Annotated in this window: 15 protein-coding genes and 1 tRNA gene; 5 read left to right on the top strand and 11 right to left on the bottom strand. The window is 52.6% G+C overall.

Going from position 1 to position 14,579, the window contains the following annotated elements; translation table 11 throughout:
- Nucleotides 1-54: 54 nt before the first annotated feature.
- The 3 genes from trpE to rpe are packed head-to-tail and all read right to left on the bottom strand — an operon-like array spanning nucleotide 55 to nucleotide 2,924.
- Nucleotides 55-1,557: an anthranilate synthase component I gene (gene trpE / locus P0D43_RS05600; protein WP_341237224.1), complete on the bottom strand. Its 1,503-nt coding sequence runs from the start codon at nucleotides 1,555-1,557 to the stop codon at nucleotides 55-57.
- Nucleotides 1,557-2,237, bottom strand: coding sequence for a phosphoglycolate phosphatase (locus tag P0D43_RS05595; RefSeq protein WP_341237215.1), 681 nt, complete (start codon nucleotides 2,235-2,237; stop codon nucleotides 1,557-1,559). The genes trpE and P0D43_RS05595 overlap by 1 nt, the downstream gene beginning before the upstream one ends.
- Before the next feature lie 6 nt (nucleotides 2,238-2,243).
- Nucleotides 2,244-2,924 (bottom strand): ribulose-phosphate 3-epimerase, encoded by a 681-nt coding sequence (gene rpe, locus P0D43_RS05590; RefSeq protein WP_159568252.1) that lies wholly within the window; start codon nucleotides 2,922-2,924, stop codon nucleotides 2,244-2,246.
- A 150-nt stretch (nucleotides 2,925-3,074) separates the two neighbouring features.
- On the opposite strand from rpe, the gene apaG reads away from it, so the two are divergent.
- Together apaG and P0D43_RS05580 are read left to right on the top strand one after the other, a co-directional pair.
- A complete protein-coding gene (apaG, locus tag P0D43_RS05585; protein WP_159568251.1) occupies nucleotides 3,075-3,458 on the top strand; it encodes a Co2+/Mg2+ efflux protein ApaG in 384 nt (127 codons plus the stop codon).
- Between the two features lie 141 nt (nucleotides 3,459-3,599).
- Nucleotides 3,600-4,844 (top strand): murein transglycosylase A, encoded by a 1,245-nt coding sequence (locus P0D43_RS05580; protein ID WP_159568250.1) that lies wholly within the window; start codon nucleotides 3,600-3,602, stop codon nucleotides 4,842-4,844.
- Nucleotides 4,845-4,863: 19 nt separating this feature from the next.
- Here P0D43_RS05580 and P0D43_RS05575 read toward each other — a convergent pair whose 3' ends face one another.
- Nucleotides 4,864-5,673, bottom strand: coding sequence for a DsbC family protein (locus P0D43_RS05575; RefSeq protein ID WP_394673476.1), 810 nt, complete (start codon nucleotides 5,671-5,673; stop codon nucleotides 4,864-4,866).
- Between the two features lie 86 nt (nucleotides 5,674-5,759).
- Nucleotides 5,760-6,995, bottom strand: a complete 1,236-nt coding sequence (locus tag P0D43_RS05570) for an FAD-dependent monooxygenase (protein ID WP_341237213.1) — start codon at nucleotides 6,993-6,995, stop codon at nucleotides 5,760-5,762.
- 127 nt (nucleotides 6,996-7,122) lie between these two features.
- Here P0D43_RS05570 and P0D43_RS05565 point away from each other — a divergent pair.
- The 3 genes from P0D43_RS05565 to P0D43_RS05555 all read left to right on the top strand — a co-directional run bounded on the left by P0D43_RS05565 (nucleotide 7,123) and on the right by P0D43_RS05555 (nucleotide 8,957).
- Nucleotides 7,123-7,198 (top strand) — tRNA-Phe (locus P0D43_RS05565).
- A 179-nt stretch (nucleotides 7,199-7,377) separates the two neighbouring features.
- Nucleotides 7,378-8,526 (top strand): hypothetical protein, encoded by a 1,149-nt coding sequence (locus tag P0D43_RS05560; protein ID WP_394673475.1) that lies wholly within the window; start codon nucleotides 7,378-7,380, stop codon nucleotides 8,524-8,526.
- A complete protein-coding gene (locus P0D43_RS05555) occupies nucleotides 8,523-8,957 on the top strand; it encodes a hypothetical protein (RefSeq protein WP_394673474.1) in 435 nt (144 codons plus the stop codon). Before P0D43_RS05560 ends, P0D43_RS05555 begins: the two co-directional genes overlap by 4 nt.
- Nucleotides 8,958-8,997: 40 nt before the next feature.
- Here the strand turns inward: P0D43_RS05555 and P0D43_RS05550 are convergent, their stop codons facing one another.
- From P0D43_RS05550 to P0D43_RS05525, 6 genes are all read right to left on the bottom strand, one after another.
- A complete protein-coding gene (locus P0D43_RS05550; protein WP_159568245.1) occupies nucleotides 8,998-9,264 on the bottom strand; it encodes a hypothetical protein in 267 nt (88 codons plus the stop codon).
- Nucleotides 9,265-9,304: 40 nt separating this feature from the next.
- Nucleotides 9,305-10,804, bottom strand: a complete 1,500-nt coding sequence (locus P0D43_RS05545; protein ID WP_394673473.1) for a pilus assembly protein TadG-related protein — start codon at nucleotides 10,802-10,804, stop codon at nucleotides 9,305-9,307.
- 106 nt (nucleotides 10,805-10,910) lie between these two features.
- Complete coding sequence (locus P0D43_RS05540) at nucleotides 10,911-11,321, bottom strand: hypothetical protein (protein ID WP_394673472.1); 411 nt, start codon at nucleotides 11,319-11,321, stop codon at nucleotides 10,911-10,913.
- A 92-nt stretch (nucleotides 11,322-11,413) separates the two neighbouring features.
- Nucleotides 11,414-12,037, bottom strand: coding sequence for a ParA family protein (locus tag P0D43_RS05535; RefSeq protein WP_159568242.1), 624 nt, complete (start codon nucleotides 12,035-12,037; stop codon nucleotides 11,414-11,416).
- 45 nt (nucleotides 12,038-12,082) lie between these two features.
- On the bottom strand, nucleotides 12,083-14,311 hold the full coding sequence (locus P0D43_RS05530; protein WP_394673471.1) for a penicillin acylase family protein: 2,229 nt from the start codon (nucleotides 14,309-14,311) through the stop codon (nucleotides 12,083-12,085).
- 98 nt (nucleotides 14,312-14,409) lie between these two features.
- Nucleotides 14,410-14,532 carry a hypothetical protein gene (locus P0D43_RS05525; protein ID WP_256366096.1) on the bottom strand — a complete coding sequence of 41 codons (123 nt, stop codon included), beginning with the start codon at nucleotides 14,530-14,532 and terminating at the stop codon, nucleotides 14,410-14,412.
- Nucleotides 14,533-14,579 lie beyond the last annotated feature (47 nt).

Here is a 14,579-nt window from a genome sequence, read left to right as displayed (position 1 = left end):
TTTGTCAAAATTTTAACACACGCACCCACCACAGCCCCTTGCGGGTAGAGACAATCACGACAACTCACCGTCCAGACCAGCCTGCACAAGTTCGGCTGCGCGCATGACCGCACGCGCCTTGTTCTCGGTCTCGAGCCATTCGCTTTCGGCCACGGAATCGGCGACCACGCCAGCACCTGCCTGAACATACAAGGTTTGGTCTTTCACCACGCCAGTGCGAATGGCGATGGCGACATCCATGGTGCCAGTGAAACTGAGATAGCCACAGGCGCCGCCATACACGCCGCGCTTGGTGGGTTCGAGTTCATCAATGATTTCCATGGCGCGCACCTTGGGTGCACCGGAAAGCGTGCCCGCGGGGAAAGTGGCGCGGAGCACATCCATGGCCCCCATACCAGGCTTCAAGTCGCCCTGCACATTGCTGACAATGTGCATGACATGAGAATAGCGCTCGATAATCATTTTCTCGGTGACCTGCACAGAACCGACCTGTGCAATACGCCCCACATCGTTGCGAGCCAGGTCGATCAACATGACATGCTCTGCAATTTCTTTGGGATCGGCCAGCAGCTCTTCGGCAAGTGCCAAATCTTCTTGCTGTGATTTGCCACGCGGGCGCGTGCCGGCGATGGGGCGCAAGGTGACCAAAGGCGCTTTGCCTTCGACCTGGTCTTGCCGCACCAGAATTTCGGGCGATGAACCCACCACTTGGAAACTGCCGAAGTTGTAATAGAACAAATAAGGCGATGGATTCAGAGAACGCAAGGCGCGATAAAGCATGAGTGCGTCTTGCGTGAAGCGTTTGCTCAGCCGCTGCCCCAAGACCACCTGCATGACATCACCGGCAGCGATGTATTCTTTGGACTTGGCCACCATGTCAAAGAAATAGTCTTTGCTCATGCTGCGTTCAATCGGGGTACTTTCGCTGCTGCCCGAGACCGGAATGGCGATGGGCTGGCGAAGCTGGCCCATGAGTCGCTTGACCTCGGCAACGCCGTTTTCATAGGCATTGGTTTGCGCTGGATCGACAAACACGATGAGCTGAATGGTGCCTTGAATGTTATCGACCACCGCCATGCGGTCGGTGAACATCAGCAAAATATCGGGAATACCCAAATCGTCGGCTTTGCGACTGGCCTCAAGTCGAGGCTCAATGTAGCGAACCGTGTCATATCCAAAATAGCCGGCTAGCCCACCAAAAAAACGGGGACTACTGTTGACAGGCGGCACTTTGAAACGGGCATGGTACTGCTCGATAAATTGCAGCGGGTCGCCGTTGAATGTCTCAAGCGTGTCCAGCGTGCCGTCCGGGTGCTGCTGTTGTACCACCACGGAATGTTCAACCACCTTGATGGTGATTGTGGAAGGCAAACCTACAAACGAATAACGGCCGGAGCGTTCGCCACCCACCACCGATTCAAGCAAGAATGTATTTGGCTTGTTGGCAAGCTTGAGGTACACCGACAAGGGTGTATCGAGGTCGGCATAGCAACGCGCAATCAGCGGAATGCGGTTATACCCCTGTGTTGCGAATGCATCAAATTCAGCTTTAGAAATCATTGTGGTACCCGTGTGCCCAGCAGGCGTTGTGCAGCTTTCTCGATCGTGCTCACGATGCCATCGCACGGTGTGTCGTGAACAGATCGCCCTTCGTTGTAACCATAGGGCAAAAGCCAACACTCTACGCCGGCTGCGTTTGCAGCAAGCGCGTCGTTCACGGAATCACCAATCATCAGGGCCTGCGAGGGCTCCACACCAAGCAACTTGCAGGCGTGGGTTACGGGCATGGGGTCGGGTTTTTTCACGGGGCAGGTATCTCCGCCTACGACCACCTCGAAGTAATGGGCAATGCCAGTGCGCTCAAGAAGTGGCTTGGTGAAACGTTCCGGCTTGTTGGTGACCACCGCCAGTTTGTAACCGGCATTCTTCAGCAGATCAAGCCCTTCCCTCACGCCCGAATAGAACACCGAGTGATTGCCATTGATGTGGGTGTAATGACCTTGCCAGTTGGCCATGGCTTGGGCATACAGTTCGGGGGGGGCCTTCTCGGTCATGCTGCCCGTAAGGCTTCTGTTGACCAGATTTTCTGCGCCCTTGCCCACATACACTGCAACGGTTTCCTCGGGTAACACGGGTTTGCCCAAATCCGCCAACATGGCATTCACCGCGGCAGCCAGGTCGGGCACCGTGTGCAAAAGCGTTCCGTCGAGGTCGAACAATACTGCTTTCTTGGTCATGGTCGCTTATCTCGTAGTGGCCAACTCTGCCCGCATTTGGTCAATGACGGCTTTGTAGTCGGGTTTGCCGAAAATGGCCGAGCCGGCAACAAAGGTGTCAGCACCTGCGCGTGCAATTTGCGCAATGTTGTCAGGCTTCACGCCACCATCCACTTCAAGGCGAATATTTTGACCGCCCTTGGCCACATGTGCATCAATTCGCTTGCGCAATTCGGTCAGCTTCACCAAGGCTTGTGGAATGAAACTTTGCCCGCCAAAACCAGGGTTTACCGACATCACCAAAATAAGGTCGAGTTTGTCCATGACGTGATCCACCCAGGAAATCGGGGTGGCCGGGTTGAGCACAATGCCTGCCTGACAACCGGAGTCGCGAATCAGGCCAAGCGTTCGGTCAAGGTGATCCGTTCCCTCTGGGTGCACGCTGATCAAGTTGGCACCCGCCTTGGCAAAATCAGGAATGATCCGATCGACCGGACGCACCATCAGGTGCACATCAATCATCGCAGTGGTGTGGGGGCGCAGGGCCTCGCAAACCAAAGGGCCAATGGTGAGGTTGGGCACGTAATGATTGTCCATGACGTCAAAGTGAACCCAGTCTGCGCCCGCTGCAATGACATTTTTCACCTCGTCGCCCAGACGGGCAAAGTCAGCTGAAAGAATACTGGGAGCAATAACAAACGGGTTCATGGCAGGCCTTCGAAGAAAAATTCAGACACAAAGCAAGAGTTTAAACGAAGTTACCCCGGGCAAATGGCTTTGAAAGCGGCTTCGGATTTGTGAAAACGGGGGTTTGAAGTCATACTTAATGCCCAGAGCAACAGAAACAAGCCACACCGCATGAGTAGCCCGTCACCCTATCAGTTTGAAGTCCGAGTCAGCACCCAGTTTCTTGAGGAGCAAAGCGACAAAGACAAAGGTCCTTATGTTTTCGCCTACACCATTGAAATAGAAAATGTGGGTGAAAGAACAGCACAATTGCTGAGTCGCCACTGGATCATTACTGACGCCCACAACATTGTTCAAGAAGTAAAAGGCGATGGCGTGGTCGGCGAACAACCCACACTACGCCCTGGCGAGAGTTTCGAGTACACCAGCGGCTGCCCGCTGCCCACCCCGGTGGGTACCATGAAGGGCAGTTACACTTTTGTGGGTGAAGGCGGCGAGCAATTTGATGTGCCCGTGCCCGAGTTTTTGCTGTCAATGCCGCGGGTGTTGCACTAATCCTTTTTTGGGGGTGCGTCTGTTTTGGAAGACTCCGTATCCGATTTTTCCACAGGATGATCCACCCTGGCCCTCAAAGTCCACCACATAATGAACACGATCAGGCCCAAAGCCAAAACCATTTCTGCAATGAGTAACCACATGTTCAATTCACTCCGTTGTTGGTGGCCCAGCACCATGCTGGCCGCCCTGATTTTATCTGGATGCGCTACTTCTCCGACTCCGAAAGCGGCTGAATGTTCATGCCCGACAGGAGAAAAACCGGCGCAAACCGAGAAAAAAGACGACAAACCGGCTTTGCCCTTGTTTGTGAAGTCAGATTTTTCAAGCTTGCCCGGTTGGAACACAAGCAACCACAGCCGCTTTCTGGAGGCCTTTGCAGAGCAATGCTCAGTCAACGGCAATGCCCTTGCAAAACGCAAAGCCACGCCTACCGGCCTGCTGGACGCTTGCCGCAAAGCCCGACAAAATTTAAGTGGCAATACACTTTTACCGGCACAAATCTGGATGGAAGCCAACTTTGATGTGTGGCAATTTCAACAGGAAGACGGCAAGAAAGAAGGCTTGCTAACCGGTTATTTCGAACCCATGCTGAAAGGTGCGCGCAAAGAACAAAGCGCTTACAAAGCCCCCCTTTACGGTGTACCTGCGGATTTGATCACGGTGAAGCTGGATGAACAATACCCGGAACTGAAAGGCAAGCGCCTGCGCGGCCGCCTTCAGGGCAATACGCTGGTACCTTTCTTCGACAGGGCGGAATGGGAACGCCTGGGACCTGATCGCGAGAAACCGATTGTTTGGGTAGATGACAAACTGGATGCATTTTTACTGCAGGTGCAGGGTTCGGGCCGGGTGACTTTGCCCGATGGCAGCGTGATTCGGCTGAGTTATGCCGAGCAGAATGGCCACCCTTACAAATCCATTGGCAAAGTGCTGGTGGACCGCGGAGAATTGACCGCAGCCCAAGCCACAATTCCCGGCATCCGAAATTGGGCGAAAGCCAACCCTGGCAAGCTGGATGATTTGCTGAATGCCAACCCAAGCGTGGTGTTTTTCAAAGAAAACAAGGTACTGCGACCGCAGGAAGGCCCAGTGGGCGCCATGGGTGTGCCCCTGACTGGCAAACTCAGCTTGGCCATAGACCGGGAAAAAGTACCTTATGGCAGCCCGATCTGGATCGAATCAAGCAACCCCGTGAACAACACGCCAATTACACAGGGAACACTGGCGCAAGACACCGGGGGGGCCATTCGGGGACGGGTGCGTGCCGACTATTTTTGGGGAACCGGCGAGGAAGCGGGTACAGCAGCCGGCTTGACTCGCCAGCCATTGAAGATGTGGTTGATTTGGCCCAAGGGTACGCCCCTGCCCGAAAGCGGAAGCTGAACCCCGGGAGCCGAAGTAATTATTTAGACCGTGAAGCCGCAGCGATGCGGCGATTCAGGTCGGCAGATGGAATGGCGCCACTAACGCGTGTGCCGTCCTGGAAAAATACGGTGGGTGTACCTGATACGCCCATGCCTCGACCCAAGCTGACCAACTCATCGATCGGCGGGTTGCAATTGCCGTTTCCTGTGGGGGACTGGTCTTTCAGCATCCAGTCATCCCACATTTTGGATTTGTCACTGGCACACATTACTTTTTGCGCTTTGTCGACCGAGTCGCGGCCCAACACAGGATAGACATAGGTGTAAACCGTGGTGTCCTGCAACTTGGACAGGGTTTCTTTGCGGAAACGCTTGCAATAGCCACAGTTGGGGTCTTCAAATACAGCGATTTTCCGGCTACCCGTTCCGTACACTGATTTCAAGGCCAGGCCCAGAGGCAGATCTTTTTCGAAATTGATGGCATTGAGTTTGTCCAGCCTGGCTTCAGTCAAATTCGCCATGGATTTGCTTTCCATCAGTTCACCCAAAATCAGGTGACTACCGCTTGCATTGGTGTAAATGATTTTTTTGGTGCCGTTGTGATTCACAACAACCTCAAACAAGCCATCAATGAATTCAATGTCATTGACTGAAACCACTTTTACGCCTGACGCGCCCAACGACTCGTTCACGGCTGCCGTGATGCGTTCAATCTGCGATTTGCTTGCAGCGGCCTGTGCGGGTTGCACAGACAGGGACAATGCCCATGCGCCTGCTGACAACGCGATTACAGAGAACACAACAGCACTGCTGCGTTTGCGGAAGGACAAAGGTAAATTGAATTTCATAGGTCTGCTTGGGTAAAAATGATGAATTGTAGTTAGGACAGGCCCGAAGGCAATTTGTTCATTGCGTCAGGAATATAAGAACGAATTTACCGCATGGCCTGTTGAGACAACCAACGCTTGAGCATGGGTAGCTGGTTGACCAGGTGCATGCCTTTGTTGCGCACCCAGGCTGCGCCGGGCAAATCAAGTCGGAACAAGGTGTGTAATCCATCTGTTAGAAAATGCACTGGTTTACAGGCAGCCTTGCGGCGGCGTTCCCAAGCGCGCCACAATTGCTCGTCTGCGAGGCCCAAGCGTTGCACGGCCAGAAGCCGCTTGCGAGAAGTCAGCAAATTGGCCAACTCGGCGGCGTCTTCCAATCCAAGGTTCAAACCCTGCCCTGCCAATGGGTGAATAACATGCGCAGCGTCGCCCATCAACACAACCCCATTGTCAAACCACACAGGCGCAACGCCATGTTTCAGCGGAAAGGCATAAGTTTTACCCACAGGCACCAAGTCGCCATACAGTTCCTGAACTGCTCCACCGGAGAGGGATTGCACGCGATTGACCATGTCGGATGGGCTGAGTTGAACCAAGGCCTGAGACTGGGACAAGGGCATGGACCACACCATGGAGACATGGGGACCAGGCAAGGGCAACATGGCCAAAACAGAATCGCCAACAAACCATTGACGGGCTGCACCGTGATGTGGCTTTTCAATGGCAAAGGTTGTTACAACACCCTCGGCGCTGTAATCATCCAGCGTGAAATCAAGCCCTGCCTGCTTGCGGGTTTGGCTTTGAGCGCCGTCAGCAGCGATCAGCAAAGGCACGCGAACAGTTTTCAGGTTGGTGACCACAGCCCAACCTTCTTTTTCGCGGGAAAGTCCCTCGACTTTCGCATCCAGCCAGTCAATGCCGGGCTGATAGCGCATTGCTGAAAACAGCACTTCGAAAAGACAGCTTTGCTCAATAATCCAGGTGAGGTAATCAACACCCGTGTCGCTGGCATTGAAACGCAGGTGACCTTGAGCATCACCATTGGAATCGCCCCATACCTGCATTTCGGTGACGGGTTGTACCTTTTCGCTGGGAATGTTGTCCCAAACACGTAAGCGGTCGAGTACCCGCTGGCTGCGATGCGACAAGGCAAATACCCGGGGATCGAAACGCTGATCGGGATTGGGCTGAAACTGGGGCGGACGAGCCCCCACCACCAGTACCTTGAAACCAGAACTGGCCAGCACCAGTGAAGCCACCAGGCCAACCACGCCACAACCAATGATGGCGACATCATGACTGGATGTATTCTGAAACTGCGTGCTTACTGGGTTGCTCATGGTCTTTAAATGGCCGGCATCGTGAATTATTGAACATGCTACAGCGATTTTGCATTTCTTGTTTGCGCAACGTCAAAGTTTCGGATAAACTTGCGGGCTTCGGTAGTGAACACCACCGAAAACGCGTGGCCGAGTAGCTCAGTCGGTAGAGCAGAGGATTGAAAATCCTTGTGTCGGCAGTTCGATTCTGTCCTCGGCCACCACCATCCCAATTTACGCCCCCCCCCCCGAGTACTGACAGACCAAACCATGCTTTCTTCAGCATTTTGTTGTCGCCTTTTGTCGACAACGAAACGGGAACGCTCGGGTCTTTGATTGTTTTCTGACCGTCAAGCGCCGGATAATAGCTGCACTCTAAAAATAATATGTGTTGAGCCTGCTTTTGAACCTTTCCGCCACATTGACCAAGCTGTTGAAGGTCACCGCACTTGCGGTTGCCCTGGCGCTATGCCATGCGCAGGCTATGGCGGTGGACTATTCGCTCAGCGGATTTGGCACGATTCAATACACGCAGGGTGATAACGAACAAAAATACCTGCGCTTCATCAATGAAGACGGCACGTTCAAGGTCAATTCGATTTTGGGTGCGCAACTGGATGTGCAGTTCTCAGATCAGCTCAGTGCAACGGTGCAGTACGTGGTCGCCCCCAAGCAAAGACGTGATGAAAGTGTCGAGTTTGACAATCGCTGGGCATTCTTGAAGTTCAAGCCCAATGACAACTGGCACTTTAAATTAGGTCGCCAACGACTTAATTACTATCTTGACTCCGAGAATCTCGACGTTGGGCACACCTATGTGCCAGCCAACTTAAGCCCAGAGGTTTACTACAACGCGGGCGTTCTATCGCTGGATGGATTCTCAGCCAATTACAACTTTGAGGATGCTGGCGGGAGATATTGGGGATTTCAAGCGATCACAGGCAAGCGGGATATTGTTCAGCGGCTTGCTGGATTTAACCAGGACTTTCCGCTGAATTCATTTGAAATTGGCGGCCTGGGACTCAGCGTTCAAGGTGAACGTTACCGCATCCAAATTGCACACCACGGTGCGGAAGTAGACCGGGTCTTGACTCAAGTTGGCGGTGTTCCATTAACAGACGGACGGCTTGACGCAAACGCCAGATTCACAAACCTTGGTGCTGAATACCGATGGGATCTTTACACCTTGCGCGGAGAGTTGAGCCAGACTGAATTGGCAGCATCCCAAAGCGGAATTATCACAGGCAGTGGCTTGCCAAGAATTACGCAATCGGCTCCCAAGTATGAGGAGCATGGCGGCAACATTCTTTTGATCCGCAAAGTATTTAAACAACACGCAGTTTATGGAAGCTACGGTCGATTCATTTCAGAATTCGATGATCAGTACTCATTCGCGATTGGTGGCAAATACAATCTGAGCCCATCGGACTCGATCAAGCTTGAATTGCAGCACGTCGTCGAAAAAAACACGCGCCCGCAGCTGTCTGACAACCGCATTCCCAACACCACGTTTAATTTCCTGAGCGTGTCTTACAACTGGGTGTGGCAATGATTACGCGCACCGCCAGTTTTGTTAAGGCCGCCGCGTCGATCGGCTTGTACCTAATGTTGGGCGTGGTTGGCGCAGCCTCTGCAGAGGTGTATGTGGTGTCGTCTGCCACACTGCCTATCAATGAAATTGCAATTCGTGAACTGCGCAGCATTTACAAAGGGCGATTGAGCCAGGTCAATGGCTATCGATTGACGCCTTTGAACTTAGCCCCCGGCACCAACGATCGCGATGCGTTTTTAGAACGAATCATGGATTTGAACGAGCTGGACTACACGGGATATTGGCATGTGCGACGGTACACCGGCCAAGGCACGCCACCGACAGAAGTTGGCAACAAGGAAGAGTTGTTTACCACGCTTAAGAACAGCCTGGCGGCATTGGTTATCTTTGGATGCCCAATGGCATCAAACCAAAGCTGCCAGACGGCTTGAAAGTGATTCGCGTGAAGTAAGCCGCCAGAGCGGCTTGACTTTATTCTTTGGTATAGCCTTTGCTCAAAGGCAGCCACCAGGTAAAACCGAACACCAATGTTTTTAGAACCACCTTACCGACTGGCAAATTCAATGCGCGCAAGCGATTGATTGCCAGAGGAATTTCAAGCACATGCGCCAGCAAAATGATCGCTGCGAACAAGGTGAGGAAGGGAACATGGAACCCCAACAGCCCGACCAAGGGCACGATCAGCCAAAAAACCACCAGACCAGCTTGAAGTCCATACCAAACCCGTTGTTCGCCCATGCCTTAACCCCTCGTTTTATTGATGTAGGGGAAGTTTAACTCAACGGGTGAGCACTGCTGTGCTGAAGCAATCCATGTTGTCGACTTGTACGTAAACTTCATTGGTCTCAAGACCCAACACTTCAAGAATTTCATCGAGACTGGCTCCCAGTAAATTTAGAGCGCTGTTCAAAGTAGGGTTGGTGGCCAGCACAGTTAAGATTCCATTTAACGCACTGACGCCTGTATTCAAATTAACAAGCAAATTGCCAACGCCTTGGGACGCCTCGAAACTATAGGAAGTTGTCACGATGGGATCTGGATAACCCACCATTGAAACATCGTTTGCACTACCACTTCCCACATTGGCACGGACGGTGCGTTGTCCTTGCCCCAACAAAGGTAGCGAAGGAAATACCAAAACCGAGGAAATAGGAGTTGAATCGAGATCGACAATAACAGCAGAATCGGATTGGGGTAGTTTGCAATCAATGTCTTTAATATCAACTGAACCGCCACCTGCTGTTACCTGCAAATCCAACAAACCACTGATTCGTGTAGACACTGCAATTTGTTCAGTGCGAGCAGTAGCGATAACCCTGCCGTCATTGTTCAGCTTAGTGGCCACAAACAGCTGGGGAGGACTAAGCACTGAGACATTCAAAGTATTGCCCAAATTCAGGCGAATACCATTTCCACCCACGCCGCGAGCCGCGGCAAAGCTGGATGCGAAAGCCAAATTACCCAAACGCACCGACGCACCTGCGAACTCGGAGTCGCCGCTGGTGTCTGCGGCCAATATATCTCTCAACAAGAAACTGACTGTATCTGCCGGACCGCTACCGGGTATTGCAATGACAGGTGCCTCCGGACCGGCGACATTCAGTGCGGCATCCAGCAAACCTGCTGCTGTAACCTGCGTATTCAACAAACGGGCCATATCCAATTGATCGCCCGCACTGAATGCACCCAACTCAACGCCCAATTGCAGCAAGTCCACTTGGGCATTGGAGGCCAAGAGACCCCGAAATCCCAACAAATTAAGATTCAATTGAGTACCAATCGCACTCATCAATGGAGACAGGCTGGAACCATTCAAATTCAATGCCAACAAATTGGTGCCCACCAAACCGGAGATGACCGGTGCCACTGTGGCCTCGGCCACAGCCACAACAGGCTCGGTACCCAGAAACGCAGCAGGCACATTGCGCACCACGCGCACCAACACAGAACGGTCACAAGCGTTAGCGGGCAATAAGGTGTCTGTGCCGCGAACATTGCAACTGATCGAGATGCTGTCAGTGGTGTCATCAAGACCATTGCGCCTTGCGTAATCCACCGCTGCTGTAAAACCCTGGGGAGCATTGCCAATATCGCTGGCTGCCGCTTTGGCAGCAAGGTCTGCGATTCGTTGCACTTCCTCTTTTTCCCAAACAATTTGACCCAAACCCAACACAGCCAAGGCACCCACTGTCATCAGCATGATGAACACTGTGAGAATGGTCATGGCTCCGCGTTGGCGAAATGACGAGGAAGCGTGGTTGAAATCTTTTAAAGACATGTCGGTGCAGCAAAGACAAACAAGCTTGATTCTGCACGAAAAACAGTGAATTTGATATCTGAAGCTAAGGGCGATTCAGCGTCTAGATCAGGTTTTCAGTACAGGCTCACTTACCGTCTTTGAGAAATTTTTCAAGAATGCGCTTGCCAGGCTTTAGACGACCCACCAAAGCCTTGGCCACACTGACAATAATTTCCATGGGCGCGGCAAGGCGTGAAGTTTGTGCATGTGCCCCCAATTCCAGCAAGGTTGCACTATCGATAACGCCAGTTTTACCCTGAAGCAAAACAACGCCCAGCTCTGGGTTATTTGCCTTGATATGCTGAAGCAAGGGAGATTGGCTGGCCTGCTCGGCATCGACCAACATGACCTTTACTTCATATGCATCGATTGAAGCTTCGGCTGTTTGCAGGCCTGGGCAGGACAAGACTCGCTCGAACTGGTTAGACGCAATTAATTGAGCTTCCAGCGCCAAGCGAGAATCCTTGTCCGAATCGATAATCAGCACCGTGGTCATTGCCCCCTCCTTTTGATAGCTGGAAGTTATTTAGCAATTTGGGTGCCAGAAACCCGATGACGACATGGTCTGTTTTGGTGCAGCGCCGGTACTTAGCCCCTGCCAAGCAAGCCTTTGACGTCTTTCCACAAGCTTTCAATTTCCGCCGCAGCCTTGGAGTTGGGTGCAAATTCGTTAACGGATTTACCCAAACCAACACTGATCACAAAATCGTTGCGCTCGTGCACAATAGTGCGGCAAATTTTGGCTGTGGTCTTGAGTTGCTCAAATACAATTTCGGGTGTGCTGCTAAAGACCGATGCACCGTTGATGACCCAGGTTACTTTGCTGCCAGCATCAGAGGCCCATTCAAGGGTACTGCTTGCACTGTGAATATCAAGCGGACTGGCCTTGGTCGGGATCAGCACCAGATCAGCATGCTCCATGGCGTCTTTGACCCATTTTTTATCTGTTGGGGGCATGTCGATGAAAACATAGTCATATCCCTCATCATCAAGTTCCGAAAGCACAATGACGATGTCATTGAAACCCACCTTGCGCACATCGGGGTAATCGGCCTCGCGCAGCGAATCCCAAAAACGGCTGGAACCTTGTGGATCAAGATCAAGCAAAGCTACTTTTTTCTTGCCCTGTTGGCTTGCCAAGGCGGCAAGATTCAAAGAGAGCGTTGTTTTGCCAGCCCCGCCTTTGCGGCTGCTAATGATGATGGTTTTCATGGGTGGACATCCTGTGCGGTAGGAAATTAATGCGATATCGAGAATTTATTCTAACCTGCTTGCGCAGTGGGGAAAAAGTTGTTCAATGCGGCTTGGCCGCAACGGCATCTGAATACTCTGACGGGTTTGCCAAAGCGGGATTTGATCTATAAGCAATTGACTGCCAACCCAACCGTCTTGCCCACCTAGCAAGACAAAATAATTCTCGTCAGGATCAGAAAGGTCAGAGAGATGCCTGCTTTGAGACCCGTAACTGGTTTCATCAAAACCCCGAATCAGATTGTGTGCATTTTTCATCAAGGTTTCACGCGAACCCGCAGCAGGAAACGATTTGGACGAGAACAGCTTGCCCAGCAAGGGAACATGGCCCAACACATGGCGCAATCGGATTTTGTGCAAATTACCCCAAAGTTGCCAGTGCTGCGCCCTGCGGTTTGCCTCATCAACACACAATGGCACCACGCTTGCCCGTTCAGTGTCTGTGAGATTTTCAAGGTCTTCCATCAAACAGGCAGACAGATAAGACCACTGATCCATCAAGCTGGGCGTTCGGCCCGCGTGGCGCAAAACCGACAACTGCTTCACCAAAGCGGCCAACAAAAACTCAAACTGAAGGGCAGCAAAACTGTCTGCCGTGTAGGCACCACCCCACAGGTCGATCGAATTGCACAGCACTTTTTGTTCACTGCTTTGTAAGTGCGGACGACAAAAATCTGCCAGACGGCTCGACAATTGATCCGCCAACGGAGAAGTTACATCCAACTGCAAGGTTAACAATGCCTGGGGACTTAAGCGTTTTTGTGAATTGAACAAGGCCCGTGCACGCATGACACGATCATCGCCATTGAACAAGAAGCCCAAACCCGTGACTTCCGAAGGCCGGTTGTTGGCAGACACGATAAACCCGGCGGCGGGATTGATCACGCTTGGGAAATCGCGTGCACACACTTGCACCGACCAATGTTCACTGGCCATGGACTCGGGCAATACCCAGTCGTCTTCGGGAAACCCGGGGCGTTTGGGCAAAGTAGCCGCCAACACGTGCCCAATATTGCCGGTGGTATCTGCGCCCAGCACATTAAGCGGTGTGACGCCCACTCCATGCATGGCTTTTTGCAACTGCGCCACATTGTGTGCCTGCATGCCGTGCAAGAAACTGGTGATCTCGTCGGTGGGCCAATGCCCCGCCCAACGCAAGGCCAGGTTGTCTTTGCCGCACAATCGCCCCAAAGCGGCGCAATCGGTGAGCACTGGGCCGTGGGGAGAAAACCTCAGTTTTCTGGTTCTTGCCCACGAAAACCGGACCTTGATTTTTACCAGTTGCTCGACTGTATTTCGAATGGTGGTTTCGTCCAGACGAACCAGGTCAGATGATGCTGCCCGCAAGTTTGTACCACCCCAGGCCAGATCAGAATTTCGCCCAAGCCCCAAAATGGGCACGCCGGGAAACATCAAACCGACGCATTGGTAGCCTGGCGTGCGCAGCCCCACCATCATCCACACATTGGGCAGGTGCTGCCCCAAGTGCGGGTCGTTCACCATGAGTGGTTTGCCACTTTGAGTGCGTGTGCCATGCACCACAATTGAATTGCTGCCTGAGCGGGACAAGCTGTTAAGAAAGTCACCGATTTGCTGAGCTGTACTGGGTTTGCCGGGTTCAGGGCCATCGAAACTGGTGGAAACACCTGCCCCGACCCGACGCAACCGGTTCCACCATTCAATGAAATCTCCGGACAAACAATGCTCGATCAATGAAAAATAAATGGGCCAGTTCACATCGGCGCCAGCAAGCCGACCAAACAAGAGAATATCCAAAGGGGTATAGGGTTCGGGGGTGATTCCAAGAAACCTTTCATCGACTCCACGCTTTCGTTGCGCCTGCACGCAGTTAAGCCCGGCTACGAAACCTTCGACCCACGCTTGACTGCTTTTGGGCATGTTGGCCCATATTTCGGGTGCGGCACGACCAAAATCAAGCAGACGAATGAGATGGTCCATGTCGACAAACCCACGTCCACCCATTTCTGACAGACGCCCTTGCGCCAGGCGTTTGAGAAATTGCAACTGCGGGCCGCGCTGAAATTCGGTGACAGTGCCCAGTGCAAAAGCACCGTCACGGTCTGAATTTGAGAACACATAAGGGACAAAGAATTCATTGAATCGAACGAATGTTCCCGCGGGAAACGACAGATTCAAAGCCTTGAATTGCTGTAGCCGGTCTTCGAGCGTGTAGATGGGGTAGCGAACGGACAACCAGCCCATGGCACTGGACAAGCGGGCAAGCCCCCGTGCAAGTTTACGCAGCAGGGGGTTTTGAGATGGGCCAAGAGATTTGAACACAACGGGTGAGGCAACTTAAATCGGGACAGCCCCTAAGACAAGCCGTAGGAGACCAGCTTACCCAAGCGTTTCTGGAGTTTTTTCTGGAGTCGCTGCTGGCGGGCTGCCTTGAACTGCCCACCCAGCTTGTTGACCCAAACCATGGCTTGGCGCATTGAATACACTCACGTTGAACTGGTTCCAAAACGTGAGTGTGCAGCTT

This window comes from Limnobacter sp. (genome assembly GCF_043511195.1).
Lineage (GTDB): Bacteria > Pseudomonadota > Gammaproteobacteria > Burkholderiales > Burkholderiaceae_B > Limnobacter.
Note: the sequence above shows the minus strand (reverse complement) of the source record. Positions and strands in the feature narration are given on the sequence as shown.